Annotated in this window: 26 protein-coding genes; 3 read left to right on the top strand and 23 right to left on the bottom strand. The window is 63.4% G+C overall.

Annotated features, from left to right (window positions below; translation table 11 throughout):
* Window positions 1-9: 9 nt before the first annotated feature.
* Window positions 10-1,428: an FAD-dependent oxidoreductase gene (locus RHP75_RS18815; protein ID WP_275960459.1), complete on the top strand. Its 1,419-nt coding sequence runs from the start codon at window positions 10-12 to the stop codon at window positions 1,426-1,428.
* Between the two features lie 313 nt (window positions 1,429-1,741).
* Window positions 1,742-2,809, top strand: coding sequence for a uroporphyrinogen decarboxylase (gene hemE / locus RHP75_RS18810; RefSeq protein WP_311089533.1), 1,068 nt, complete (start codon window positions 1,742-1,744; stop codon window positions 2,807-2,809).
* Between the two features lie 54 nt (window positions 2,810-2,863).
* On the opposite strand, the gene RHP75_RS18805 is transcribed toward hemE, so the two are convergent.
* From RHP75_RS18805 to RHP75_RS18695, 23 genes are read right to left on the bottom strand one after another with little or no spacing between them, the layout of a single operon-like run.
* Complete coding sequence (locus tag RHP75_RS18805; protein WP_311089532.1) at window positions 2,864-3,193, bottom strand: cytochrome c; 330 nt, start codon at window positions 3,191-3,193, stop codon at window positions 2,864-2,866.
* On the bottom strand, window positions 3,183-3,626 hold the full coding sequence (locus tag RHP75_RS18800; protein WP_311089531.1) for an excinuclease: 444 nt from the start codon (window positions 3,624-3,626) through the stop codon (window positions 3,183-3,185). The genes RHP75_RS18805 and RHP75_RS18800 overlap by 11 nt, the downstream gene beginning before the upstream one ends.
* 23 nt (window positions 3,627-3,649) lie before the next feature.
* Window positions 3,650-4,054: a hypothetical protein gene (locus RHP75_RS18795; protein ID WP_311089530.1), complete on the bottom strand. Its 405-nt coding sequence runs from the start codon at window positions 4,052-4,054 to the stop codon at window positions 3,650-3,652.
* 22 nt (window positions 4,055-4,076) lie between these two features.
* Window positions 4,077-5,312 carry a beta-ketoacyl-ACP synthase gene (locus tag RHP75_RS18790; protein WP_311089529.1) on the bottom strand — a complete coding sequence of 412 codons (1,236 nt, stop codon included), beginning with the start codon at window positions 5,310-5,312 and terminating at the stop codon, window positions 4,077-4,079.
* Entirely contained in the window at window positions 5,312-6,040 is a 729-nt protein-coding gene (gene fabG / locus RHP75_RS18785; protein ID WP_311089528.1) for a 3-oxoacyl-ACP reductase FabG, read from the bottom strand. The genes RHP75_RS18790 and fabG overlap by 1 nt, the downstream gene beginning before the upstream one ends.
* Entirely contained in the window at window positions 6,037-6,501 is a 465-nt protein-coding gene (locus RHP75_RS18780) for a hotdog family protein (protein WP_311089527.1), read from the bottom strand. Before RHP75_RS18780 ends, fabG begins: the two co-directional genes overlap by 4 nt.
* Window positions 6,498-7,757, bottom strand: a complete 1,260-nt coding sequence (locus tag RHP75_RS18775; RefSeq protein ID WP_311089526.1) for a beta-ketoacyl-[acyl-carrier-protein] synthase family protein — start codon at window positions 7,755-7,757, stop codon at window positions 6,498-6,500. The genes RHP75_RS18780 and RHP75_RS18775 overlap by 4 nt, the downstream gene beginning before the upstream one ends.
* A complete protein-coding gene (locus tag RHP75_RS18770; RefSeq protein WP_311089525.1) occupies window positions 7,757-8,257 on the bottom strand; it encodes a hypothetical protein in 501 nt (166 codons plus the stop codon). The genes RHP75_RS18775 and RHP75_RS18770 overlap by 1 nt, the downstream gene beginning before the upstream one ends.
* Window positions 8,254-8,982 (bottom strand): class I SAM-dependent methyltransferase, encoded by a 729-nt coding sequence (locus tag RHP75_RS18765; RefSeq protein WP_311089524.1) that lies wholly within the window; start codon window positions 8,980-8,982, stop codon window positions 8,254-8,256. Before RHP75_RS18765 ends, RHP75_RS18770 begins: the two co-directional genes overlap by 4 nt.
* A gap of 11 nt (window positions 8,983-8,993) precedes the next feature.
* Entirely contained in the window at window positions 8,994-10,238 is a 1,245-nt protein-coding gene (locus RHP75_RS18760) for an NAD(P)/FAD-dependent oxidoreductase (RefSeq protein WP_311089523.1), read from the bottom strand.
* On the bottom strand, window positions 10,225-11,376 hold the full coding sequence (locus tag RHP75_RS18755) for a sodium:proton antiporter (RefSeq protein ID WP_311089522.1): 1,152 nt from the start codon (window positions 11,374-11,376) through the stop codon (window positions 10,225-10,227). Before RHP75_RS18755 ends, RHP75_RS18760 begins: the two co-directional genes overlap by 14 nt.
* Window positions 11,373-13,715 carry a hypothetical protein gene (locus RHP75_RS18750; RefSeq protein WP_311089521.1) on the bottom strand — a complete coding sequence of 781 codons (2,343 nt, stop codon included), beginning with the start codon at window positions 13,713-13,715 and terminating at the stop codon, window positions 11,373-11,375. The genes RHP75_RS18755 and RHP75_RS18750 overlap by 4 nt, the downstream gene beginning before the upstream one ends.
* On the bottom strand, window positions 13,705-14,298 hold the full coding sequence (locus tag RHP75_RS18745) for an outer membrane lipoprotein carrier protein LolA (protein WP_311089520.1): 594 nt from the start codon (window positions 14,296-14,298) through the stop codon (window positions 13,705-13,707). Before RHP75_RS18745 ends, RHP75_RS18750 begins: the two co-directional genes overlap by 11 nt.
* Window positions 14,295-14,720 (bottom strand): acyl-CoA thioesterase, encoded by a 426-nt coding sequence (locus RHP75_RS18740; RefSeq protein ID WP_311089519.1) that lies wholly within the window; start codon window positions 14,718-14,720, stop codon window positions 14,295-14,297. Before RHP75_RS18740 ends, RHP75_RS18745 begins: the two co-directional genes overlap by 4 nt.
* Window positions 14,713-16,254 carry an aromatic amino acid ammonia-lyase gene (locus tag RHP75_RS18735; protein WP_311089518.1) on the bottom strand — a complete coding sequence of 514 codons (1,542 nt, stop codon included), beginning with the start codon at window positions 16,252-16,254 and terminating at the stop codon, window positions 14,713-14,715. The genes RHP75_RS18740 and RHP75_RS18735 overlap by 8 nt, the downstream gene beginning before the upstream one ends.
* On the bottom strand, window positions 16,235-17,173 hold the full coding sequence (locus tag RHP75_RS18730; RefSeq protein WP_311089517.1) for a glycosyl transferase: 939 nt from the start codon (window positions 17,171-17,173) through the stop codon (window positions 16,235-16,237). Before RHP75_RS18730 ends, RHP75_RS18735 begins: the two co-directional genes overlap by 20 nt.
* Window positions 17,170-17,904 (bottom strand): glycosyltransferase family 2 protein, encoded by a 735-nt coding sequence (locus tag RHP75_RS18725; RefSeq protein WP_311089516.1) that lies wholly within the window; start codon window positions 17,902-17,904, stop codon window positions 17,170-17,172. Before RHP75_RS18725 ends, RHP75_RS18730 begins: the two co-directional genes overlap by 4 nt.
* The gene (locus RHP75_RS18720; protein WP_311089515.1) at window positions 17,897-19,567 is read right to left on the bottom strand and encodes an AMP-binding protein; all 1,671 of its coding nucleotides are present in this window, start codon (window positions 19,565-19,567) and stop codon (window positions 17,897-17,899) included. Before RHP75_RS18720 ends, RHP75_RS18725 begins: the two co-directional genes overlap by 8 nt.
* Window positions 19,564-20,109 carry a hypothetical protein gene (locus tag RHP75_RS18715; protein ID WP_311089514.1) on the bottom strand — a complete coding sequence of 182 codons (546 nt, stop codon included), beginning with the start codon at window positions 20,107-20,109 and terminating at the stop codon, window positions 19,564-19,566. Before RHP75_RS18715 ends, RHP75_RS18720 begins: the two co-directional genes overlap by 4 nt.
* Window positions 20,109-20,369 carry an acyl carrier protein gene (locus RHP75_RS18710; protein WP_090380641.1) on the bottom strand — a complete coding sequence of 87 codons (261 nt, stop codon included), beginning with the start codon at window positions 20,367-20,369 and terminating at the stop codon, window positions 20,109-20,111. The genes RHP75_RS18715 and RHP75_RS18710 overlap by 1 nt, the downstream gene beginning before the upstream one ends.
* An 11-nt stretch (window positions 20,370-20,380) precedes the next feature.
* Complete coding sequence (locus RHP75_RS18705) at window positions 20,381-20,641, bottom strand: phosphopantetheine-binding protein (protein ID WP_090249897.1); 261 nt, start codon at window positions 20,639-20,641, stop codon at window positions 20,381-20,383.
* Window positions 20,616-21,431: a lysophospholipid acyltransferase family protein gene (locus tag RHP75_RS18700; protein WP_311089513.1), complete on the bottom strand. Its 816-nt coding sequence runs from the start codon at window positions 21,429-21,431 to the stop codon at window positions 20,616-20,618. The genes RHP75_RS18705 and RHP75_RS18700 overlap by 26 nt, the downstream gene beginning before the upstream one ends.
* Window positions 21,404-22,135, bottom strand: coding sequence for a beta-ketoacyl synthase chain length factor (locus tag RHP75_RS18695; protein ID WP_311091993.1), 732 nt, complete (start codon window positions 22,133-22,135; stop codon window positions 21,404-21,406). Before RHP75_RS18695 ends, RHP75_RS18700 begins: the two co-directional genes overlap by 28 nt.
* 212 nt (window positions 22,136-22,347) lie before the next feature.
* Here RHP75_RS18695 and RHP75_RS18690 point away from each other — a divergent pair, with 212 nt between their 5' ends.
* Entirely contained in the window at window positions 22,348-23,121 is a 774-nt protein-coding gene (locus RHP75_RS18690; protein ID WP_311089512.1) for a ParA family protein, read from the top strand.
* The last annotated feature ends 38 nt before the right edge of the window (window positions 23,122-23,159 follow it).

The raw sequence follows: 23,159 nt of genomic DNA, 5'->3' as shown, positions 1-23,159 counted from the left end.
GGTATTGCAATGACTGAACGTCTGAATAACGACTTCCAGTTCATCGAAGTCGGGCGCAAAGACCCGAAGAAGAAACTGTTGCGTCAGCGTAAGAAAGAGTTCGTCGAGATCTACGACAACTTCAAGCCTGCGCAAGCGGCCGACCAGGCACATCGTTGCCTGGGCTGCGGCAACCCCTATTGCGAATGGAAGTGCCCGGTGCACAACTTCATTCCCAACTGGCTCAAGCTGGTGTCCGAGGGCAACATCCTCGCCGCCGCCGAACTGTCGCACCAGACCAACACACTGCCGGAAGTCTGCGGCCGCGTGTGTCCGCAGGACCGTCTGTGCGAGGGTGCTTGCACCCTGAACGACGGCTTCGGCGCGGTGACCATCGGCTCGGTGGAGAAGTACATCACCGATACGGCGTTCGCCATGGGCTGGCGTCCAGACATGTCGCGCGTGGTGCCGACTGGCAAGCGCGTCGCGGTCATCGGTGCCGGCCCGGCTGGCCTGGGCTGCGCCGACGTACTGGTGCGTAACGGCGTGACCCCGGTGGTGTTCGACAAGAACCCGGAAATCGGTGGCCTGCTGACCTTTGGTATCCCCGAGTTCAAGCTGGAGAAGAGCGTGCTGAGCAATCGCCGCGAAGTCTTCACCGGCATGGGCGTCGAGTTCCGCCTGAACACCGAGATCGGCACAGACATCACCATGCAGCAGTTGCTGGATGAGTACGATGCCGTGTTTATGGGCATGGGCACCTACACCTATATGAAGGGCGGCTTCCCCGGTGAAGACCTGCCGGGTGTTACCGACGCGCTGGACTTCCTGATCGCCAACGTCAACCGCAACCTCGGTTTCGAGAAGAACGCGGAAGACTTTATCGACATGAAAGGCAAGCGCATCGTCGTCCTCGGCGGCGGCGACACCGCGATGGACTGCAACCGTACCTCGATTCGCCAAGGCGCCAAGTCGGTAACCTGCGCCTATCGCCGCGACGAAGAAAACATGCCGGGCTCGCGCAAGGAAGTGAAAAACGCCAAGGAAGAAGGGGTGAAATTCCTCTTCAACCGTCAGCCCATCGCCATCGTTGGTGAAGACAAAGTTGAGGGCGTGAAAGTAGTCGAGACCCGTCTCGGCGAACCGGATGCCCGTGGCCGTCGCAGCCCTGAGCCGATTCCCGGTTCCGAGGAAATCATCCCGGCGGAAGCCGTGCTGATCGCCTTCGGTTTCCGTCCAAGCCCGGCTGCCTGGTTCAGCGATTTCAAGATCGAGACCGACAGCCAGGGCCGCGTGGTAGCGCCGGAACAGAGCCAGTTCAAGCACCAGACCAGCAACCCGAAGATCTTCGCCGGTGGCGATATGGTTCGCGGTTCCGATCTGGTGGTGACGGCAATCTTCGAAGGCAGGAACGCCGCCGAAGGCATCCTCGACTACCTCGGCGTCTAAGCTACTGCGCTCGGCCATGCTGCGTTGAAAGCAGGCTCGGAATGCTCATGTACAGCTCGTACAGTCGCCCGCGACTCCGACCGTTCCTCGCCTGCTTGATTCGCTGGCGCTCACCCTTCGGGCCAGCCTTCGGCTGTTACTCCCGTTGGTCGTTGCGCCTTGCCTGACCTTTGCTCGTAACGCTTAGAGTTAAGAGTTGGGGCGAGGCAAATCGTCGCAATAGACAAAAGGCACGGCACTCGCCGTGCCTTTTGTTATGCGCTCTGCGAAAATGCCCGCACTTTTTTGCCGACTACTTTTCTCGGGAACTGCTATGACCGCCCTGAAGAACGACCGCTTCCTTCGTGCTCTGCTCAAGCAACCTGTCGACGTCACCCCCGTGTGGATGATGCGTCAGGCCGGTCGTTATCTGCCGGAATACCGCGCCACTCGTGCCAAGGCCGGTAACTTCGTCAACTTGATGAAGAACCCGGAGCTGGCCTGTGAGGTCACCATTCAGCCGCTGGATCGCTACCCGCAACTGGACGCTGCGATTCTGTTCTCGGACATCCTGACCATCCCCGATGCCATGGGCCAGGGCCTGTATTTTGAAACCGGTGAAGGCCCGCGCTTCAAGAAGGTCATCAGTTCGATGGCAGATATCGAGGCGCTGCCGATTCCCGATCCGGAGCAGGACCTGGGTTATGTGATGGACGCCGTGCGTACCATTCGCCGTGAGTTGAATGGCCGCGTGCCATTGATCGGCTTTACCGGCAGCCCCTGGACGCTGGCCACCTATATGGTCGAAGGCGGCTCGTCGAAGGACTTCCGCAAGTCCAAAGCCATGCTCTACGACAACCCGCAGGCCATGCACGCGCTGCTCGGCAAGCTGGCGCAGTCGGTAACCGCCTACCTCAACGGGCAGATCAAGGCCGGTGCGCAGGCCGTGCAGATTTTCGATTCCTGGGGTGGTTCGCTGTCGGCAGCGGCGTATCAGGAGTTCTCCCTGGCCTATATGCAGAAGATCATCGACGGCCTGATCCGCGAGCACGATGGTCGCCGCGTACCGGTGATTCTGTTCACCAAAGGGGGCGGTCTATGGCTGGAGTCGATGGCTGACAGCGGTGCCGAAGCCCTGGGCCTGGACTGGACCTGCGATATCGGCAGCGCTCGCACCCGCGTCGGCAATAAGGTGGCGCTGCAGGGCAATATGGACCCGAGCGTGCTGTACGCCAACCCGGCGGCGATTCGCGCCGAAGTCGGGCGTATTCTTGCGGCTTACGGTCATGGCAGCGGTCAGGTGTTCAACCTCGGCCACGGCATCACCCCTGAAGTTAATCCAGCCCACGCGGGGGCGTTCTTCGAAGCGGTGCATGAGTTGTCGGCGCAATACCATCAATAAACTCTGCACAAAACAAAGGCCGCTAATGCGGCCTTTGTTTTATCTGCGTGTTGCTTAAGGCTTACGCAAATCGCGCACGGCCCTTACCACCACCAGCTGTTCGGTTTCGCTGAGCTTCTCGGCGTAGCCGGGCATGGCGCCTGGGCCTTCCTGAATGGCTTCGAGAATATCGCTGTCGCTGTTGTTGTCCTGCCACTTGGCCTTGCTCAGGTTCTGTGCAAAGTACAGCCAGCCGCGCAGGGTGTTGGCGTGGCCATCTTCGGCGTGGCATTTGGCGCAGTGCTGACGGTACAGCTGCTGGCCATCCACTTCGGCAAGCGCCGGCAGGCTGCCGAGCAGAAGCAGTGCGCCGAGCAGGCTGAGCAGCGTTGGCTTATTTGACATTGGCCAGGTTTCCCTTGAGTGCGACGCCCGCCATGATCGCGCCGGCGTGGCATTCGTACTTCTGGCTGTCCTTATACTCGATGTTCTTGTAGTTGCTGGCCAGGTCAACCACGGCATTGGCACCGGCGGCCTTGGCAGCGTTCTGGAAGCGGATCAGCGCGGACTGCAGGGCCCAGCTGCAGGCGGCTTCATCGCTCTTGTTGAAAGCGTTGGTCTTCTGGCTGGTGGTCACGCCGGATTTGATCAGGCTGACCGATCCGGCCGGTTTGTTGCCGGCCAGGTAGAACTTGACGCTGCCGTCGAGACGCCCGGCATTCAGGGCTTCCTGTACGGCGGCCTCGAAGGGCAGGAAGTGGGCGGTATCGCGGGCCTGGCTGAGGCTTGGCAGTGCCGCGAGGCACGCAGCAGCAACGATTAGGTGGCGCAATTTCATAGTGACCTCCGTGGTTCTTATGCTTATGAGCTGCTTGGCTCAGGATTGATCGACAGTTTCATATAGTGCTGGGTCAAGCCGTGCAAGCGTTTCACCAAGGCGTTATAGCGCTTGTGAATCTTGCCATCTGCATAGCGTAGCTTTTCGCTGTCGCGGTACAGAATGTCATAGCGAGTCGCACTGTAATTAAGGGTAATAGAGGCGCTGTGCCCGCGAAAGTCGATGCGCGCCAGGATCTGTTGCGGTCGATCCTGTTCTACCACCCAGTTCCCGTGCGCCAGTGCTTGCAGCAGGATTTGATGAAAGTCGCCGTTGTAGTTGGCGAGCGGCACGGGTTGATGAATTTCGCGGATCGGTTGCACCCGGCTGCAGGCCAGCAAAGAAACGATAGCGAGGCTGACCAGTAGCAGTTTGCTCAAGCGGTACATGGCGGACTCCTTGTCCTGTGGTTTAGGTCCAGCGTTTAAAGATCAGCGAGGTGTTGACCCCGCCAAAGGCGAAGTTGTTGTTCATCACGTACTGGTGGCTCATCTGGCGGAATTCACCGCGCAGGTAGTCCAGTTCGCCGCAGGCCGGATCGACCGCATCCAGATTCAGGGTCGGCACATAGCTGTCTGCGTTCATCATTTCGATACTGAACCAGGACTCCAGCGCGCCACAGGCGCCCAGGGTGTGGCCGAAGTAGCTCTTCTGCGAGCTGATCGGCATCTGGCTGCCGAACAGCTCCTGGGTCGCCAGGGTTTCCGCGACATCACCCTGGTCGGTGGCGGTGCCGTGGCCATTGACGTAACCGATGGCTGAGGGGGCTAGACCTGCATCCTGCAGCGCCAGCTCCATCGCCCCGCGCATGGTTGCCTGCACCGGTTTGGTGGCGTGCTGGCCGTCTGAGTTACAACCAAAACCGACGATTTCAGCATGGATGGTCGCACCCCGCGCCAGTGCATGTTCCAGTTCTTCGAGGACCAGAATGCCGGCGCCTTCACCGATTACCAGGCCGTCACGGCCGCTGTCGTAAGGGCGTGGCGAGGTGTGTGGGGCATCGTTTTTCAGGCTGGTGGCGTACAGCGCATCGAAGACCATGGCCTCGGTCGGGCAGAGTTCTTCGGCACCGCCGGCGAGCATCATCGGCAGGCGGCCGAACTTGATCGCTTCATAGGCGTAGCCGATGCCCTGGCTGCCGCTGGTGCAGGCGCTGGAGGTGGGTATCAGGCGGCCCTTGAGGCCGAAGAAAATGCTGATATTGGCCGCCGTGGTGTGCGGCATCATGCGGATATAGGAGTTGGCATTCAGGCCGTCGGCCACCGAGTTGAGCAGCATATTGCCGAAGGCTTTGATCTCGTCGGTGCTACCGGTGGACGAGCCGCAGGCCACGCCCATCCGCCCGTCCTTGATCGACTCGTCACCGAGCAGGCCAGCATGCTCCAGCGCGCGTTCGGCAGCGTACACCACCAGTTTGGAGACGCGGCCCATGCTGCGGGTCTGCTTGCGGTTCCAGTGCTTGGGTTGCACAAAGTCATCCACCGGGCCGCCGAGGCGGGTGTTCAGCTCGCTGAATCTGTCCCACTCGTGCATATAGCGGATACCGCTCTTGCCGGCCTTGAAGTTAGCCTCAATCGTCGGCCAGTCGCTGCCCAGCGAGGTCACGCCGGCCATGCCGGTGACTACAACCCGTTTGCATCCGTTCATCAGCACAACCCACCGTTCACCGCGAGGACCTGGCGGGTAATGTACGCCGCCTCCTCGGACATCAGAAAATTCACCGCCCCGGCCACTTCTTCCGGGGTGCCCATGCGCTGTGCGGGGACCATCTTGAGGATTTCCTCGATGGGCACATCGGCATCGAGAATCTCAGTATCAATCAGCCCCGGTGCCACGCAGTTGACCGTGATCTTGCGCTTGCCCAGCTCGATCGCCAAGGCCTTGGCTGCGCCGATAATACCGGCCTTGGAGGCGCTGTAGTTGACCTGGCCGCGGTTGCCGATCAGCCCGGACACCGAGGTGATGCAGACGATGCGCCCGGCCTTGCGCCGCCGCACCATGGGCATGGTCAGTGGGTGCAGCACGTTATAGAAACCGTCCAGGTTGGTGCGCATCACGATGTCCCAGTCGTCCTCGCTCAGCGCCGGGAACGCGCCGTCGCGGGTCAGGCCGGCGTTGCACACCACGCCGTAATACGCACCATGCTGTTCGACATCAGCCTCCAGCGCCGTGCGGCAGGCGGCGCGGTCGGACACGTCGAATTGCAGGATGCGCGCCTGCTGGCCCATCTCGATGATCTGCGCCTGCACCGCTTCGGCTTCCTCGCGGCGGGCGCGGCAGTGCAGCACGATGTCATAGCCGCCCTTGGCCAGCCGCAGGGCAATCGCCCGGCCGATGCCACGGCTGGAACCGGTGACCAGAATGGTTTCGCTCATGACTGGGACCCCTCGAATTCTTCCTGAAGATAGCTGGCCACCTGGGGTGGCCGGAAAACGTTAAGCCGCGCCAAGGCCTCGATGCCGGGACCGCGCAGCTGGCATTCGAACACGCCCATGCCGTTTTCATCCTGCAGCGAGCGGCTCGCATGGATATGCAGCTCGGCTCCGGCCGGGAAGCGCTCGACATTGCATTCGTACTTGCGCGTGCCAAGCAGAAAGCCCAGCTCCACCGGCTCGCCGCGCAGGCGCGCCTGGCAGCCAGCGTAGGCGGCGACGCTCTGCGCCATCAGCTCGATGCCAACCCAGGCCGGCAGGCTGCCGTCCTCCAGGTTAAACAGGCCGCCGTTGCGGATGGTCAGCTGGGTTTCGATGTCCTCATCGCCAAAGCGCAGCACCTGATCGATCAGGATCATGTCCGCGGCGTGGGGAATCAGCTCGGCGATTGGCCATTGGCTCATGGATGTTCTCCTGGCGTTTCGCCGTGCTCTTGAACCTGCTTTTCACTGGGCTCTTCACCCAAGAGCAGGCTGATATTGTTGCCGCCAAAGGCGAAGGAGTTGCTCATCAGTCGGCGTGGGCGACTGCTGCGCAGTTGCGTACCGGGCTGAACCAGATTCAGTGTTGGTAGGGCCGGGTCAGCCTGGCCGTCCCACAGGTGCGGGGGGAGTAGCTGATCCGGGTTGTATTCGCTCAGGGTCAGCCAGCAGAAGGCGGCTTCCAGTGCCCCAGCCGCGCCGAGGGTGTGGCCGACCATGGACTTGCTCGATGAACAGGGCACGCCATGGGGAAAGATGGCCTGCACCGCCTGGCTTTCCATGGCGTCGTTGTGCGTGGTGGCGGTGCCATGCAGGTTCAGATAGTCGACCTGTTCAGCGCTGATCCCCGCCGCAGCCAGGGCCTTGCGCATGGCCGCCTGGGCACCAAGGCCGTCGGGCTGCGGTGCGGAAATATGGTGAGCATCCGAGCAGGCTCCGCCGCCGAGCAGGGCGATTGGTACGGCACTCTGGGCTGCGCCGCTTAGCGGCTCTCTGGTCATTAAGAACAGCGCAGACGCTTCGCCGATATTAATGCCGTGGCGATTGGCAGAAAACGGATTGCAGCGCTCGGCTGAGACCGCTTCCAGGGCGGTAAAACCATTCAGCGTTAGGCGACACAGGCTGTCCACGCCGCCGCAGATCACCGCATCGCACACCCCGAGGTTCAGTAGGCGCTGCGCACTCAGCAGCGCCCGCGCGCCCGAGGTGCAGGCGGTGGAAATGCTGAAGCACGGCCCGCTCAGGCCCAGCCAGTCACTGAGAAAGTTCGCCGGTTCAGCCAGCTCCTGCTGGGCATAGTGATAATGCGCCGGCAACTCGCCCTCGTTGAGATAGGTGGCGATGCTCTGGCTGGCTTCCTCAATGCCCGAGGTGCTAGTGCCGAGTACCACGGCGATACGCTCGGCGCCGAAACGGCGGATGGCGGCGCGCAGTTCTGGCTCGATTTCCAGCGCGGCGGCCAGCAGCAGCTGGTTATTGCGGCTCGGCGGATGGTCCGGCAGATCGGGTAAATCAGGCAGGCTACCCGGCACTGCACCGACAGTCAGCGCGCGCTCGGCCACCCAGCCGGTTTGCGCCTGCATGCCGCTGCTATCGCCGGCAAACAGTGCTGTCGCCACCGCCTGCTTGCCTTGGCCGAGGGCGCAGTTAAGGCCCAGTGCGTTGAGGTAGACCGGCATCAGGGAATCTCTTCGTCGGCGAGGGCATAGACCCGGTAACTCAGTTCCGGGCCCTGGCTCAGGGTGAAATCCAGCGGCGCGTGGTAGTCGATCAGCCAGTACGGATTAAGCCGGCGCTGGCCGTCGGCCAGTTGCTGCCAGGTGTCCGGCGCATAGCTGGCGGGCAGCTTGTCGATCGGGGTGAGGGCGAACAACAGGGCGGCGAACAGTTCCTGCGCTTCGTTATTGGGCGGCAGCAGGCCATCGGCGCGCCACTGGCCATTCTCCAGCAGCTGCCGTGCGAGGGGCACGCCAAGGGGATCGAACAGCGACCAGCGCAATGCCGATTGTTCGGCCTGCACCACCAGCCACCAGGTCTGCTGATCCGCGCCTTGCTGGCGTTCGACGCGCAGCGCTGCGGGCAATGGCGCACCAAAGGTCGGTGCGCTTAGCGGCAGCGGTGTGTGGGCGGCACAGGCGCTGAGCAGCAGGCCAAGGCCAAGCAGGACGAGGCGTTTCATACCTCAGTTGCCTCCAGCGGCTTGCGCGCCACCACGTTGACCAGGGTTTCATTGCGTTGGCCGACCGGCTTGGGCTTCATCAGGCCCCAGCGTTCCAGCAAGCCGAAGTCCTTCGAGCGGCTCCACCACAGATAGGGGTAGGAGATATTCTTGGCGGCAAACTCGAAGCCTTGATCGCGCAGCATGGCCAGATAGCCTTCGGCGCTTTTCTGCACATGCATGGGGTGGCGGAACAGCCAGCGGATCACCCAGGTATCGATGTAGTACTGGGTCGACTCGGCGAACAGCAAGCGCCCGCCCGGCTTGAGCACGCGCCAGAACTCGGCGAGTGCCTGTTCCTGCTCGACCAGGTGATGGAAGGTCTGGTGGCAAAACAGCAGGTCGACGCTGGCATCCGGCAGGTCGATGGCCGCGCAGTCGCTGGCGATCAATTGCACATCCAGGCCCAGGCGCTCGGCCTCGGCGCGCGAGCAGTCGAGGCTGTGCGGGTCGGCATCCAGACCGATTATCCGTGCAGGCGCAAACGCCTCCGCGAGCAGGCCGAAGGATTTGCCCTGGCCGCAGCCGGCATCCAGCAGCACCGGCGCTTCTGGCAGCGGGCCGGCGAACAGGCCGCGCAGGTCATTGATCGCCACGCGCAGCACATGGTGCTGCCAGACGTGGCTCTGCAAGAACCAGAAGCCGAAGCGGGTTTCCTCGACGTAGGTGGCGGCCGGGTTGCTCATAAATATCCTTATTAACTTGTGGCGCAGAGTTCGGCGAGTACCCGCAGGCGGCGGCGCGGTTCAGCGACATAGGGGTTTTTCGCGTCCCAGGCGTAGCCTGCGAGGATCGAGCTGATCATCCGGCGGATTTCCGGCTGCGCCTTCTCGAAATAGATCACGTCCTGGAAGCTGCCGTCGTACCAGCCTTCGACATACACGCGGAAGGTGTCGACGCCGCGCTTGAGCGGGATGGCAAAGTCCTGCTCCCAGTCCACCGTCTCGCCGCTGAGCTGACGGTGCAACAGGCCAGCGGCCATGCTCGCCGAACGCATGGCGATGGTCACACCGGAGCTGAACACCGGGTCGAGGAACTCCGCCGCGTTGCCGAGCAGGGCAAAGCCTGGGCCGTGCAGGGTTTTCACGTTGGCCGAGTAGCCGCCGATGGTGCGCGCCGGGGTGTCCCACACGGCATTCTTCAGCACCTTGTGCAGGCTGGGGGTCTCTTCGATAAATTGCTTGAGGCAGGCGTCCAGATCTTCCGGGCGGCCCTGATAGCGGGTGGCATCGGCGACCACGCCCACCGAGCAGCGGCCGTTGCTAAACGGGATGGTCCAGAACCACACATCGCGCAGGGTCGGGTGGGTGGTGATCAGGATCTTCTCGCGGTCGAAACCGGTACCTTCGCTGCGGTCCTCGACGTGGGTAAATACCGCCTGGCGCACCGGGAAGTTCGACGGCGTGTCGAGGTCGAGCAGGCGCGGCAGCACGCGGCCGTAGCCGCTGCCGTCGAGGACGAATGCGCATTCCACCTGGTATTCGTGGCCATCGGCGAGGCGACGTACCGAGAGGCGCGGGCAGTCGCCGCTGAAATCGACGGCGAAGATTTCCTCTTCATAACGGATTTCCACACCCTGTAGCTCGGCCTGATCGGCCAGTAGCTTGTCGAAGTCGGCACGCAGCACCTGATAGGTCGAGCCCTGACCCTTGGTGAAGGTGTCGCGGAAATCGAACTCGGTGTAACGCTCACCCCAGCCAAAGGCCGCGCCATGCTTGGTCTGAAACCCCGCCGCACGCACCGCATCGAGCATCCCGGCTTCCTCGACGAAGTCCAGACAATGCGACAGCAGGCTTTCGCCAATCGAGAAGCGTGGGAAGCGCTGGCGCTCCAGCACTAACACGTCATGGCCGTTGCGCTTGAGCAGCGCCCCGGCAATCGCTCCGGACGGGCCGGCACCTATCACTACGACTTGGCGTTGTTCGACTTCAAGAGACTTCATAGCGGCTTCTGGCCTCATGCGTGGCGGCGTGTGGGTAAGCACCGGCCAAGGCCGGTAACAGGGTCGAGATCAGGCCCATCAGCATCAGGGCGAAATACAGTGCCGGGCTGATTATCTGCTGTTGCAGCAGCAGATTGAGAAAGATGATTTCAGTCAGGCCGCGGGTATTCAACAGCAGGCTTTCGCGCCACTGCCCCGCATAGGCGCGCCGCTGCCCAGCGGCCCAGCTCAGGCCCAGCCAGTTACCGGCCAGTTTGCTGATGATCGGCAGCAGCAACAGCGCCGTAAACTGCCAGGCAGAATACCCCAGCCAGGCCTCCTGCCAGTCGATCTGCAGCAAGCCGAAGGCCAGAATCAGCGGCACCGCCAGCCAGGTTTGCAGCCAGCGCTGCACTCCGGCGGGCAGTGGCAGGCGTAAGGGCATGCGCAGGGCGGTGAGCAGCAGCAGGTAGGCAATGCCGAACACCAGGGCATTCAGGTGCAGTTGCTGCATCACCAGCAACAGGGTGAGAAAGCAGCTGCCATTGAGGAGCGCGGAGCGCAACGGCAGCAGCTTTAACAGTAGCGGCAGGCTGGCGGCCAGCAGCGGCCAGAGCAGGGTGGCAGGGTCGCTGCTGCCCTGGGCCAGGCCGAAGATCAGCCAGCACAGTAAATCCATGATGATCGCCGCCTGCAGCAGCTGGCGGATCTTACCCACTGGATAACCGAGGTGCTGCAGATAGAGAAACAGTACCGGAATGGCGGTCAGTGCAAACAGCAGGCCCACGGCAATATCGGCCAGCAAGCCTTGCTCCGGCAGCAGCCAAACCGCGCAGGCCAGGCCGCAGAAGAACGGCACAAAGAAACTCGGCAGGGCAATCTGCAGGCTGCCCGGTTCCAGTTGCAGATCAACCACATCACTGAGTATATGCCCGAGCAACAGACAGAAGGCTACGCCATACAAGGGCTCCAGCCACACCGGGGCAAGCAGCTCGCTGGCGCCGAAGCCCTGCGGCGTGGTCCACAGCATCAGCAGCGGCAGGCCCAGAGTGGCCAGCAGCAACTGGCTGACAATCGGGATCAAGCGCAGGCGTTTGCCCAGCCAGGTCACCAGGGCAAATAGCGCGAGCAATGCCAGCCAGGCCAGGGCGATGCTCATAGCGTCTGCGCCTGCTTATCGGTGGCTGGCCGGGTGCCCGCCCAGGGCGCGAGCAGAAAGCAGAACAGCAGACCGAGACTGATTGTCAAACCGAAGTTGGCAATCGCCGGAGTGTCGCTGATCAGCAGCAGGCCGAACGACAGCCAGCTGGTCAGCGCCGAGAGCAGGGTGCCGAGCAGACTGACCGCCGGGCCGCCGATGTTCTCGCGCATCAGAATGGCGTAATCGACGCCGATGGCGGTGATCAACAGCAGGCCGAACAGGCTGAACAGCGTTAGCGGCTGGCCCAACCAGCCGAGACAGGCCAATGCCGCCAGTGCCGCCAGCAGCGGCAGGCAGACCACCCGCAACGCGCCGCCGAGGCCGAAGGGCAGGCACAACAGCAAGAGGATCGCCACGCTGGAGATGAGCTTTAATTCGGCGGCGCTAAGTTGGGTGGCGCTGAACAGTGCGTTGAGTTCGCTGATCCGGTCCACCAGTTGCACCCCTGGCATGTCCTCGATCAGCGGTTTGAGCTCGGCACTGTTGCTCAGCCCTTGCAGGCTGACCAGTCCGGCCACACCCTCGGCATTAGCTCCGAGCCATAGCGGGCGCCAGGCCTCGCCCAGGGGGCTGGCCAGGGCTTGTTCAAGGCTGGCCTGGTTGTTCTGTTGCAGCTCCAGTAATTCGTTATGCAGCGCGGCCGGCGGGATGCCCAGGTCGAGCAGCGGTTGCCAGTGCTGCGGCAGTGCGCCCAGCGCAGCGCGCAATTCCTGCAACTGACTGTCAGGGGCGACCAGTTGGCTGAGGGCGCGGTAGTCACGCAACTGACCGTTCTGTACCGCCTGATCCAGGCGTTGGCTCAGTGCCGCTTGGCGTTCCAGCAGCTGCTGCTGGTTAGCGGCGCGCACCAGAAAGAACTGACTGGTGGGCTGCTGGCCGGTCAGCTCGGCGATGCGCTGGGCTTCGGCCAACAGGTGCGGCTCCTGGCCGAGCCACTGGCGCAGATCATTTTGTGTATGCAGTTGCCACAGCCCGCCGGCGCAGAACAGCAGTAGCAACGCCAGCAGCGGCGCACTGCCGATCTTGGACAGCAGACGTGCACGACCGGCCAGCAGGCGTTGGCTAAAGCTCAGCAGCTGCGGTGATGGGCTTAGCCGCAGGCCGCGTAGCCAGGCCGGTAGCAGGCATACCGAGCACAGGTAGGCGGCGATCAGCCCTGCAGCGGAGAACAGTGCGACCTGGGTCAGCGCCGGAAACGGGGTAAAGGCCAGCGCCAGGTAGCCGATCAGGTTGGTGCCCAGGCTCAGGCTCAGGCCCGGTAGGGTGGCGCGCAGGGCGCCCCAACTGGTCCAGCCATCTGTGCCCTCGGCGTTGCTCCAACTCTTGCTTAAGTAATGTTGCGGATAGTCCGCAGCGACCCCGACCAGGCTGGCGCCCAGCACCAGAGTCAGGGCGTTGATCTGGCCGAACACCAGCACGCAGGCGGTACAGCCGGCCAGCAGCGCCATGCCGATCGGCAACAGGCTGACCAGCACCCGCACCCGGCGGAAGGCTAGCAGTAAGAGCAGCAGCGTACCGAGGGTGGCGCCGCCGCCAATCAGGCTGATCTCGCGGGTGGCCTTGGCTTGCCCGGCTGCCGCATACAACACGCCGCCCGCTGCTAGCAGTTGGCCGCCGGCGGTTTCGACTTGCGCGCGGGTCGCGGCAACCTGGGCGGCTATCAGCGGCGGCTCCTGCATATCGAAGGCGCTGCCTTTGGCGCTGGCACGCAGCAGGGCCCAGGTCATCCCCGGCTCTTCCAGCAGCAGGGCGCCGCTGCTCAGGTCGGCCTGGATGCGGCTGCCGGGATTCAGCGCCTGCTGCGCGCGTGCGCCCAGACCCAGCCAGTCCTGCTCGGTGGGCAGCAGGCTGAAACCGGCGAAGGTGTCGAACAGCTTGGCGGCGCGTTGTTCGATCAACTGCTGCGGCTGCTCCAGCAGCAGTTGACGATCTGCCGCCGGCAGCAGACTCAGGCGGTTGCTACGTAGGTAATCGCGCAGCACAGCGAGGTCGCTGTCGACGCTCCACTGCACCTGAGCGAAACGCCCGCTGCCGCGCCACTGCTCGCCAACCTGCTGCGCCAGGGCAATCGCCTGGTCGCGCTGCGGGTGACCGATTAGCAGCAACAGGTCGCGATTGAGCGGCTCCTGCATACGCTGCTCGGCCTGCTGCACCAGGGCGTCGCCACTGCCGGCCGGCAACAGCGCGAGCATATCCGCCGCCACGGGCGGGCCGTTGCGCCATTGCCACGCGGCGAGCGCCAGCAGGGCGGCGAGCAGCAGCAAAAAGCCGCGCGGCAGCCAGCGTTCACTGCGCAAAGTCGCGCCGCTCCTGTTCCGTCAAGGCATCGCCGGCCTGGCTGTTCGGCAAACGCAGCACGCTACGATCGCCCTGGGTTTCATGCAGCTCAATGCGCTGTACCAGGGCACCGCCGTCGATCTGGATGCGGCTGAAAATCTGCTTGAGCAGCACCGAGTTCGGCACCAGGCGCAGTTGCCAGGCCTCGGCCGTGCCGCTCAATTGCAGCTCGAAATCCCGTGCCAGGCCACTGTGGTCGCCCTTGAGCACAGCGAGAAACAGGCGGCTCTGCTGGGCGGCGACATCCTGCCCCGGCTGCTGTTGCCAGCCGCTTGGCGTGCGTTTGGCGATGCCCAGGCTGTCGATGCGGTAATCCTGCTTAAGCGGGCTTTGCAGCTGCCAGAGCAGGCCGAGATCGCGGCTCAGGATAAACTGGCCACGGCTGGTCAGCGGCTGCGGCAGGGCGCGCAGGTGCTTTTCCTGAATCAGTGGGCCGCGCACCACGGCCGGTTTGGCCAGCTGGGCGCTGAGCTGGTCGAGGTCAAAGGCCAGTGCATTCTGGCTCAGCAGCCAGAAGCCGAGGCCTGCCAGCAGGCGTTTCACGCCAGCACCTTGGCAACGGCGTCGATCAGCACCTTGGGCGAAGCAAACTGCATCTCGCGGGTGGCGATTTCCACCGCCACCTGCACGCTGCTGCCGCGGGTCATGCGCTCGCCGCTGGCGGCATCGGTGATCAGGTAGTTGATCTTCAGGCGATTTTCCCACTCCACCAGATCGGCGCGCACGATGATCTTCTGACCAAACTGCGCGCCACGGATATAGCGCAGCTGCAGGTCGATCACCGGCCAGGCGTAGCCGGCGGCGCGCATCTGTATGTAGTTGTGGCCGAGCTTGTCGAGCAGGGCGCAGCGCGCTTCTTCGAAGTATTTGACGTAGTGGCCATGCCAGACCACTTCCATCATGTCGACGTCGAAGAACGGCACCTGCAGTTCGATTTCCGCCTGCAATACGCCTTTGCTACGCATAGAGCCTCCAATGCTGCGCGCGGATGCGCACCAGGCACAGGCGCAGCTCGGCTTCCAGGGCGCGGTCTTCGATCACCGGATGGAAGTCCACGGCCAGCTGTTCACGCATGGCGGTGATCGGCGCGGGGATGTCGTTCTTGCCGTCGCGCTGGCGCAGCCACACGCCCTGGTTGGCGGCCAGCAGGGTGGCGGCAGCGACCTGCTCGGTCAGCTCCAGGCTGCGCAGGGCGTCGCGGGCGGCGATGGTGCCCATGCTCACCTTGTCCTGGTTGTGGCATTCGGTGGAGCGCGAGAACACGCTGGCCGGCATGGTGTTTTTCAGGGCTTCGGCGGTCCAGGCGCTGGTGCCGATCTGCACGGCCTTGAAGCCGTGGTTGATCATCGCGCTGACGCTCGGTGCGCCGGACAGATTGCTAGGCAGGCCATGGTTGTAGCGGGTGTCGACCAGCAGCGCGAGCTGCCGGTCGAGCAGGTCGGCGACGTTGCCCACCAGGTTTTTCAGGCTGTCCATAGCGAAGGCGATATGCCCGCCGTAGAAGTGCCCGCCGTGCAGCACACGCTCGGCTTCGGCGTCGATCAGTGGGTTGTCGTTGGCGCTGTTCAGTTCGGTTTCAATGAACTGGCGCAGCAGACCCAGGCTGTCGGCCAGCACACCCAGTACGTGCGGCGCACAGCGCAGCGAGTAGCGATCCTGCAGGCGGTGCAGTGGCGCGGTCGGCGCGTCGATGGCCAGGTCCTGGCGCAGCCAGGCGGCGACCTGCATCTGCCCCGGATGCGGTTTGGCGGCGAACAGGCGCTCGTCGAAGTGTTCCGGATTGCCCTCCAGCGCCACCACATTGAGCGCGGTGATGCGGGTGGCCAGCTTGAGCAGGTAATCGGCGCGCGAATAGGCCTGGCAGGCCAGGGCGGTCATCACGGCGGTGCCGTTCATCAGCGCCAGGGCTTCTTTCGGGCGCAGGGTCAGCGGCGTCCAGCCGAGTTCCTTATGCACATCGGCGGCGCTGCGGCGCTCACCTTTAAACATCACTTCGCGCTCACCGCTGAGAGTGGCGGCGACATAGGACAGCGGCGTGAGGTCGCCGCTGGCGCCCACCGAGCCTTCTTCCGGAATCAGCGGCAGCACATCAAATTCGAGAAACGCCTGCAGGCGCTCGAGCAGTTCCACGCGCACGCCGGAAACGCCCTGACACAGCGACTGCAAACGCGCAGCCAGTACCGCGCGGGTGCTGGCTTCATCCAGCAGCTTGCCCAGGCCGCAGCCGTGGAAGGTGTACAGATGGCGCGGTAGTGCCTCGACCTGATGCAGCGGCACGGCCACCACGCAGGAGTCGCCGTAGCCGGTGGTGACGCCGTAGATCACGCCTTCCTTGTCCAGCAAACTGTCGAGAAAACGTGCGCCCTTGGCGATTTTTTCGCGGTAGGCGGCATCGCTCTGCAGCTGCGCCGGGGCGCTGCGGTTGGCCAGGGCGACAACCTGCTCGATGCGCAGGGGCTGTTCGCCAAACACGATGGGATCAGGCTGATTTGTCGTCATCTTCATTCCAGAACGGGTAGAAATTGAACCATTGCAGGGGCGCATCCAGGCAGCGCTGCGCGAGCTGGTCGGCGTAGCGCTGGGTCCAGTGGCGGATCACCTCATCCCGTTCGCTGCGCTTCCAGTGCAGGCGCTCGGCGAAGGGTTCGATGATCACCTGATAGCGTTTGTCGATTTTCAGGCAGTGAATCAGATTGACCGGGCATTGCAGCAGCCCGGCCAGCAACCACGGGCCTTGCGGGAAGGCCGCGGGTTTGCCGAGGAAGTTCACGCTGACCTTGCGACTGCCCTTGAGCGGCACGCGGTCGCCGGCAATCGCCAACCATTCGCCGCGCTCCAGGCGCTCGGACAATTGCAGCATGATCGCCGCATCCAGCTCGCTGACTTGAATCAGGCGCAAGTGCGTGGCCCCGGCTTCGCCGAGCAGGCGGTTGAACTGTTCGGCGTGTTTGGTGTGCACCAGTACGTTCATCGTCACCTGCTCGCCGAGTTCGGCGAGGGCGCGGCAGACTTCCAGATTGCCCAGGTGTGCGGCCACCAGCATCTGCCCACGGCCTTGCTGGTGCAGCTGGGTGCAGGCATTGCCTGGGTCGACCAGGGTCACCTGTTCCAGGCCGAGCTTGCCGTTCCATACATCGAGCTTGTCCAGCAGGGTGTCGGCGAAGCTTATAAAGTGGCGGAACACACTGTACCGGGTCGGTTGCAGCTCGGCGCGGCCGCTCCAGTTGGCCAGGTTGCGCTGGTACTGGCCGATGCTGCGCCGCGCCTTGGCGCCGAACAGGTAGAAATACAGCACGATCAGGTACAGCAGCGGGCTGATCAGGCGGCGGCCGAGCAGGCGCGCCAGCCAGGCGGTGAATTTCATCAGGACAAAACTGCCGCGCTCACGCTGCCCGGCCCAGTGCTGCTGGTTGCTCATGCGCGCCACCTGCGCCAGAGGATCTGCGGGGCGCGCAGCAACATGCCGAAGAACAGCTTGGCGTGCATCTTGGAAATCAGCGCGTTGTCGAGCCACAGGCGAAAGTGCGAGAGGCCGTCCAGCGGGTAATGCACCTTGGTCGGTAGCCAGTGCATCTGCTGATTGCGCCAGGCCAGGCGCACCAGAATCTCGGTGTCGAAATCCATACGTTTGCCGATGTGTACCGTGTCGATCAACGCCAGGGTGGCCGGCAGCGGATAAACGCGAAAGCCGCACATGGAGTCGCGGATGCTCAGCGACAGGGTGTTGATCCACACCCACACGTGGGTCAGGTAGCGCGCGTAGAGGCGGCCTTTCGGCACGCTCTCGTCGTACTGCGGGTAACCGCAGATCAGCGCCTCGGGGGCGGCTTGCGAGGCGTTGATGAAGTGCGGCAGGTCACTGAGGTCGTGCTGACCGTCAGCATCTACCTGCAGCGCATGAGTGAAACCCAGCTGCGCCGCTTCACGCAGGCCGGCCATCACCGCGCCGCCCTTGCCCTGGTTCACCGCCAGCCGCACCAGATGAGTGTCGGGTTGCGCTGCAAGCTGATCGATGACCGCCGCGCAGGCCGGGCTGGAGGCATCGTCCACCAGTACGCAGGGCAGGCCGGCCGCATGCAGCGCGGCGACCACCACGGGCAGCGCGTGCTCGTGGTTATACACCGGGATCACCGCGCAGGGCTTATGCACGGGCAGCTCCCAGCAGAATACGCCCGGAGGAGCAGGCGGCCTCGCCATTGCTGAAAGCGAAGTACAGCTTGCCGCGCGTGGCGTCGAAACGCAGGGTCAGTTGCAGCTGATCGCCGGGGCGCACCAGTTGCTGGAACTTCAACACTTCCATGCCGCTGAACCGCAGCGGCAGATCTTTAATCAGGCTGCGTGCTAGTTGCTGCGCCCAGTCGACCTGCACCACGCCCGGCAGTACCGGGGTCTGCGGAAAGTGGCCGGTGAAGTGCGCCAGGTCCAGTGGCACCACCAGCTCCAGCTGCCATTCGCCGTCCTGCTCGACCGCCGTGAGTGGCGCCACCTGGGTGGGCCGAGGTTCGGCCAACAGCGCTTCCACTGTGGCCTGCGCCAGTTTGCCCTGGCTGTTGTAGGGCAGTTGCGCCAGCAGACGCCAGCGCCGGGGCAGGGCAATCGCTTCGCAATGGCCGGCCAGATGGCGGCGCAGGGTTTCGGTGACGGTCTTGCGGCCCTGGTTGCGCAGGGCGTGCAAGCCGGCCGGGCTTAACGCCACCAGCGCGCCGAGGTAGGCGCGGCCTTCCTGCACCACGCCAAGGCGCGCATCGCTGAGCCATTCGTGGCTGCTCAGTGCCTGTTCGAGCATGGGCAGGGAAATGCGTTTTTCTTCCAGTTTGATGATGCGGTCCAGGCGGCCGCGCAGGGCGAAGCGGCCATCGGCCTGCAGTTCCACCGCATCGGCGGTCTGCTCGCGGTGGCCGGCCGGTAGATACGGCGAGGTCAGGTGCAGGGCACCTTCGGCGTTTTGTCCCAATTCGATGCCGGCAAACGGCGTCCACAGTTCCCCGCCCTGACGCCAGGCGATGCCGCCGGTCTCCGAGCTGCCGTAGATTTCCGTGGGCCATTGGCCAAGCAGCGTGTGCAACTCGGTGGCGGTTTCGCCTGGTAGCGCGCCGCCGGAGGAAAACACCTGGCGCACCGCACGCAGCGCCGGCCAGTTGAGGTTGTCGCCCATGCGCTTGAGCAAAGCCGGGCTGGCGACCCAGGCGAAATCGCTACCGTTGGCCAGGCTTTCGCGCTGCAAATCTTCGGGGAACGGCTGGGCGCGGCGTAGAAACGGACGGCCGGCGCACAGCGGCCAGAGCACGCGAAACAGCAAGCCGTAGATATGCTGGGTGGCGACGCTGCCGAGGATGGTCGCGTTGCCCAGTTGCGCGCCCCACAGCTGCTCCAGGGCGGTGACTTCATTGGCCAGCTGACGTAAGGACTTGTCGATCAGCTTGGCTTCGCCGCTGGAGCCGGAAGTGCACAGGGTCAGCTGACATTGGTCGAGATCGAGTGGTGCGGCCGGCAGGGTCGCACCGTCCTGGGTAAGCAGGCCGTCGAGGCTATCCAGCCACAGGTCGCACTGACTGGCCATGCGCTGGCGGGTTTGCGGCTGGGCATCAGCCGGCAGCAGTACGGCAATCCCGGCGTGCCAGGCGGCCAGCAGGGCGATGGCCAGCTCAGCAGCATCGTCGAGGTACAGTGCCAGGCGTTTCACGCCACGGCTTTGCAGTTGCGCTGCCAGTTGCAGCGCGTGCTGGCGCAGCTGGGGCTGATCCAGGTCTGCGGTTACTGCGCGGCCTGGGTGGGCGTCGAGCAGCAGATGCTCGAGGGGCAGCCAGTTCATTCATGTCTCCTTACGTGCTGGCGTACCAGCCACTCACCGGCAAACAGCAGGCCCATCAGGCCGTAGGCGATTAGCCCGGTATACAGCGTCCACCAGCTCAGCGGCGCCCAGAAATTCAACGCCACCACCACCAGGCCATTGGCCAGGAAGAACCAGGCCCAGACGGCGGTGACCCGGCGCGTGTAGCGTATCGCGACTTCCGGCAGCTGCGGCTCGGTCAGACGAGCCAGGCGCTCGATCAGCGGTGGGCCGAATTTCAGGCTGAGGCCAAACAGTGCCAGCAGCAGGCCGTTAAGCAGCACCGGATACCAGCGCAGCAGTTCAGGCTCACCTGCCAGACCTAGCAACAGGCAGAAGCCCAAGGCTACGGTGGTCATCCAGCGATTGCCCGGCTTGCCCCATTGGCTCAGCGCACGTACTAGCCACAGGCCGCCAAGCACGGCAGCAAACAGGCGCGGCGACAGATGCTCCATGCCGTAGTACACGGCAAAGGGGTAGAGCAGCCCGGCCAGCAGCAGGAGCAGGCCAAATAGGCGACTCATTATTCGCTGGCTGGGGCGTTGACCAGCTGCAGCACCGCCTCGACCACGTCACCGACGGTGCGCACAGCCTTGAATTCCTCGGCTGCGAGCTTTTTACCGGTCTGGCGTTTGATGTGGTCGATCAGGTCCACGGCGTCAATGCTATCGATCTCAAGGTCCTGATAGAGGTTGGCTTCCGGCGTAATACGTTCGGCGTCCAACTCGAACAGCTCGACCAGCGCGTCGCGCAGGGTGTCGAAAATCTCTTCACGGGTTTGCATCGGCGGCTTCCTCAGGCGGTCTGTTGCGATGACACGAATGCCGCCAGGCTGGCTACGTTGGCAAAGTGCTTGCGGGTGTCTTTGGCTTCGGCGTCGATCTTGATGCCGAAACGTTTCTGGATCGCCAGGCCAAGTTCCAGGGCGTCTACCGAGTCCAGGCCCAGGCCTTCACCGAACAGGGTCAGGTCGGCGGCGATGTCTTCGGCCGCCATGTCTTCCAGGCCCAGGGCGTCGATGATCAGGTTTTTAATTTCCAGCTGTAAATCGCTCATCTTTGGCGAGCTCCTTCATAAAGTGTTGGTGCAGAAAATCATTGAGTTTGCGTGAGGCTATCGGCGCTGGCCCCATGGCATTGAACTGGTTTGGGTCAATATCCTCGCCTACGCGCAGGCGAATGTGAAAACGGCGCGACGGAATGCTGTACCACGGCTCGGCCTTGGTCAGGGTGGTGGGGCTGACGCTGATTACCACCGGGGTGACGATGCGTGCGCCACGCAGGGCAATGGCTGCTGCGCCGCGGTGAAACTCCGGGTTGTGCCCCGGTGTGGTGCGCGTGCCTTCCGGGAAAATCACCAGGGTCTGGCCGCTTTGCAGGGCACCGGCCGCTTCGTCGAGCATGTCCATGCTGCCGCTGTTACTGATATAGCCGGCGGCGCGGATCGGCCCGCGCATGCTCGGGTTATCCCACAGGCTCTGTTTGACCACGCAGTTGGCGTCACGAATGAAGGCGATCAGTACCACCACGTCGATCAGTGACGGGTGATTGGCAATCACCATCTGCCCAGGCTGGCCGAGGCGTTCGATGCCCTCGACTTCGTAGGTCAGCACGCCGCTGCGGTACATAAAGCGCACGAACAGGTAGAAGGTCTTGCTCACTACCGCGCGGGCGCGGGTACGCCGACTCAAGGCATCACCCGGAAGCAGGGCCAGCAGCGGGAAAATCAGCACGCGCAGCAGGACGCCGCCGATACCAAACAGGCTGAAACTCAGGGCCGTGGCAATCAGCCGCCAGACATAGGGCGCGCTGTAACGGCTTAGGCCTTGTTGCGTGACCAGGTCCATTGTCGGCTCTTCCAGTGGTGCTGCAGGGTCGGCTGGTCGCTGCACAGTGCGCGGACCAGGTTGAGGGCGTGGGGCCATTCGCTGACGGCGCCGTTGGCTCGGCTCAGGTGCAGCTGCCAGTCATCACCCGGCGTCAGCAGCAAGCCAACGGCATAGGGGAACGGCACGTCGTCGATAAAAGGCGCGTAAAGCTCGGGCGGGGTTTCTTCGGCAATTACCAGCAACACTGCCGGTGCGCCGTCGTGGAGCATGCCGCAGGCTTCCAGTATGGCGTTTTCCAGGCCATCGCCGGCGCCGGCAATGGCCGTCATTTCGCTGTGATCGCCGCGCTGGATCGACCACAGACCGATGATCGCGTTATGCACCGAGAGGCTGAACTGGGTCGGCGACAGCGGCTCACCATGCGCCAGGTCGGTGAGAATAGTCAGGGTGCGTGGGGTTTCGCCATGCCGGCTGGCGAACACCATGGGCAATTGCGGGTGCGCTTCGGCCAGTGGCCAGGCGACGTGAAAGGCCATCCGCGCCAGGCGGCTCAGGCGCCGGCGCTGCATGGCCGGCAGCGCGCTGACATCCGGCTGTTGGCCAGTATCGACCAGGCGCAACGGTGCCTGATGCCAGGCGCACCAGTCAGCCGTGCTGTCCAGGCCAGGGGCCCAGGCACGCCATTGTTCGATCCTGAAATGTGTCACGCGGTGGGCGTCCATGTCGGCTACGGCCAGCCGCAACCAGCGGATGGCTTGGCAGCAGGTGTGGCGAAGTGCTGGCATTATCCAGACCGTACGGGCCGTGCGCAAATCTATGGCCTGTTGTTCTGACCGGAGGCGGCGCGGTTTTGCCGAAAATCTCGCCCTTGTCACGTAGTTTGCATAGAATCCGAGACCATTTCGGGGTTTATGCGGGATTCAGGGGGTATTTCATGCGGCGCGTGATCTTCAATCAGAAGGGCGGTGTGGGTAAGTCCAGTATTGCCTGCAACCTGGCCGCGGTCAGCGCTTCCCAAGGCTATCGCACGCTGCTGATCGACCTGGACGCCCAAGCCAATTCGACCCATTACCTCACTGGCCTGACCGGTGAAGATATTCCCATGGGCATTGCCGAGTTCTTCAAGGGCACGTTGTCATCGGCACCGTTCGGCAAGAAAGGCAGCGTGGATATCTACGAGACGCCGTTCGACAACCTGCATGTGGTCACCGCCACCGCCGAACTGGCCGATCTGCAACCTAAGTTGGAGCAGAAGCACAAGATCAACAAGCTGCGCAAACTGCTCGAAGAGCTCAGCGAAGACTACGAGCGCATCTACCTCGATACCCCACCGGCGCTGAATTTCTACACCGTATCCGCGTTGATCGCCGCCGACCGCGTGCTGATTCCGTTTGATTGCGACAGCTTCTCGCGCCAGGCGCTGTATGGCCTGCTGCGTGAGATCGAAGAGCTCAAGGAAGACCACAACGAGGGCCTGGAAGTCGAAGGCATTGTGGTCAATCAGTTCCAGCCGCGCGCCAGCCTGCCGCAGCAGCTACTCGATGAGCTGGTTGCCGAGGGTCTGCCGGTGCTGCCGGTCAACCTGATGAGTTCGGTGAAGATGCGCGAATCGCACCAGGCCTGCACGCCGCTGATCTACCTGGACCGCAACCACAAGTTGACTCAGCAGTTTGTCGAGCTGCATGACCTGCTCAACAGTGCTGATTGAGTCGAGTCTGGATAACAAAAAAGCTGCCTAGGCAGCTT

The sequence above is a fragment of the Pseudomonas sp. SG20056 genome (genome assembly GCF_031764535.1).
Lineage (GTDB): Bacteria > Pseudomonadota > Gammaproteobacteria > Pseudomonadales > Pseudomonadaceae > Aquipseudomonas.
Note: the sequence above shows the minus strand (reverse complement) of the source record. Positions and strands in the feature narration are given on the sequence as shown.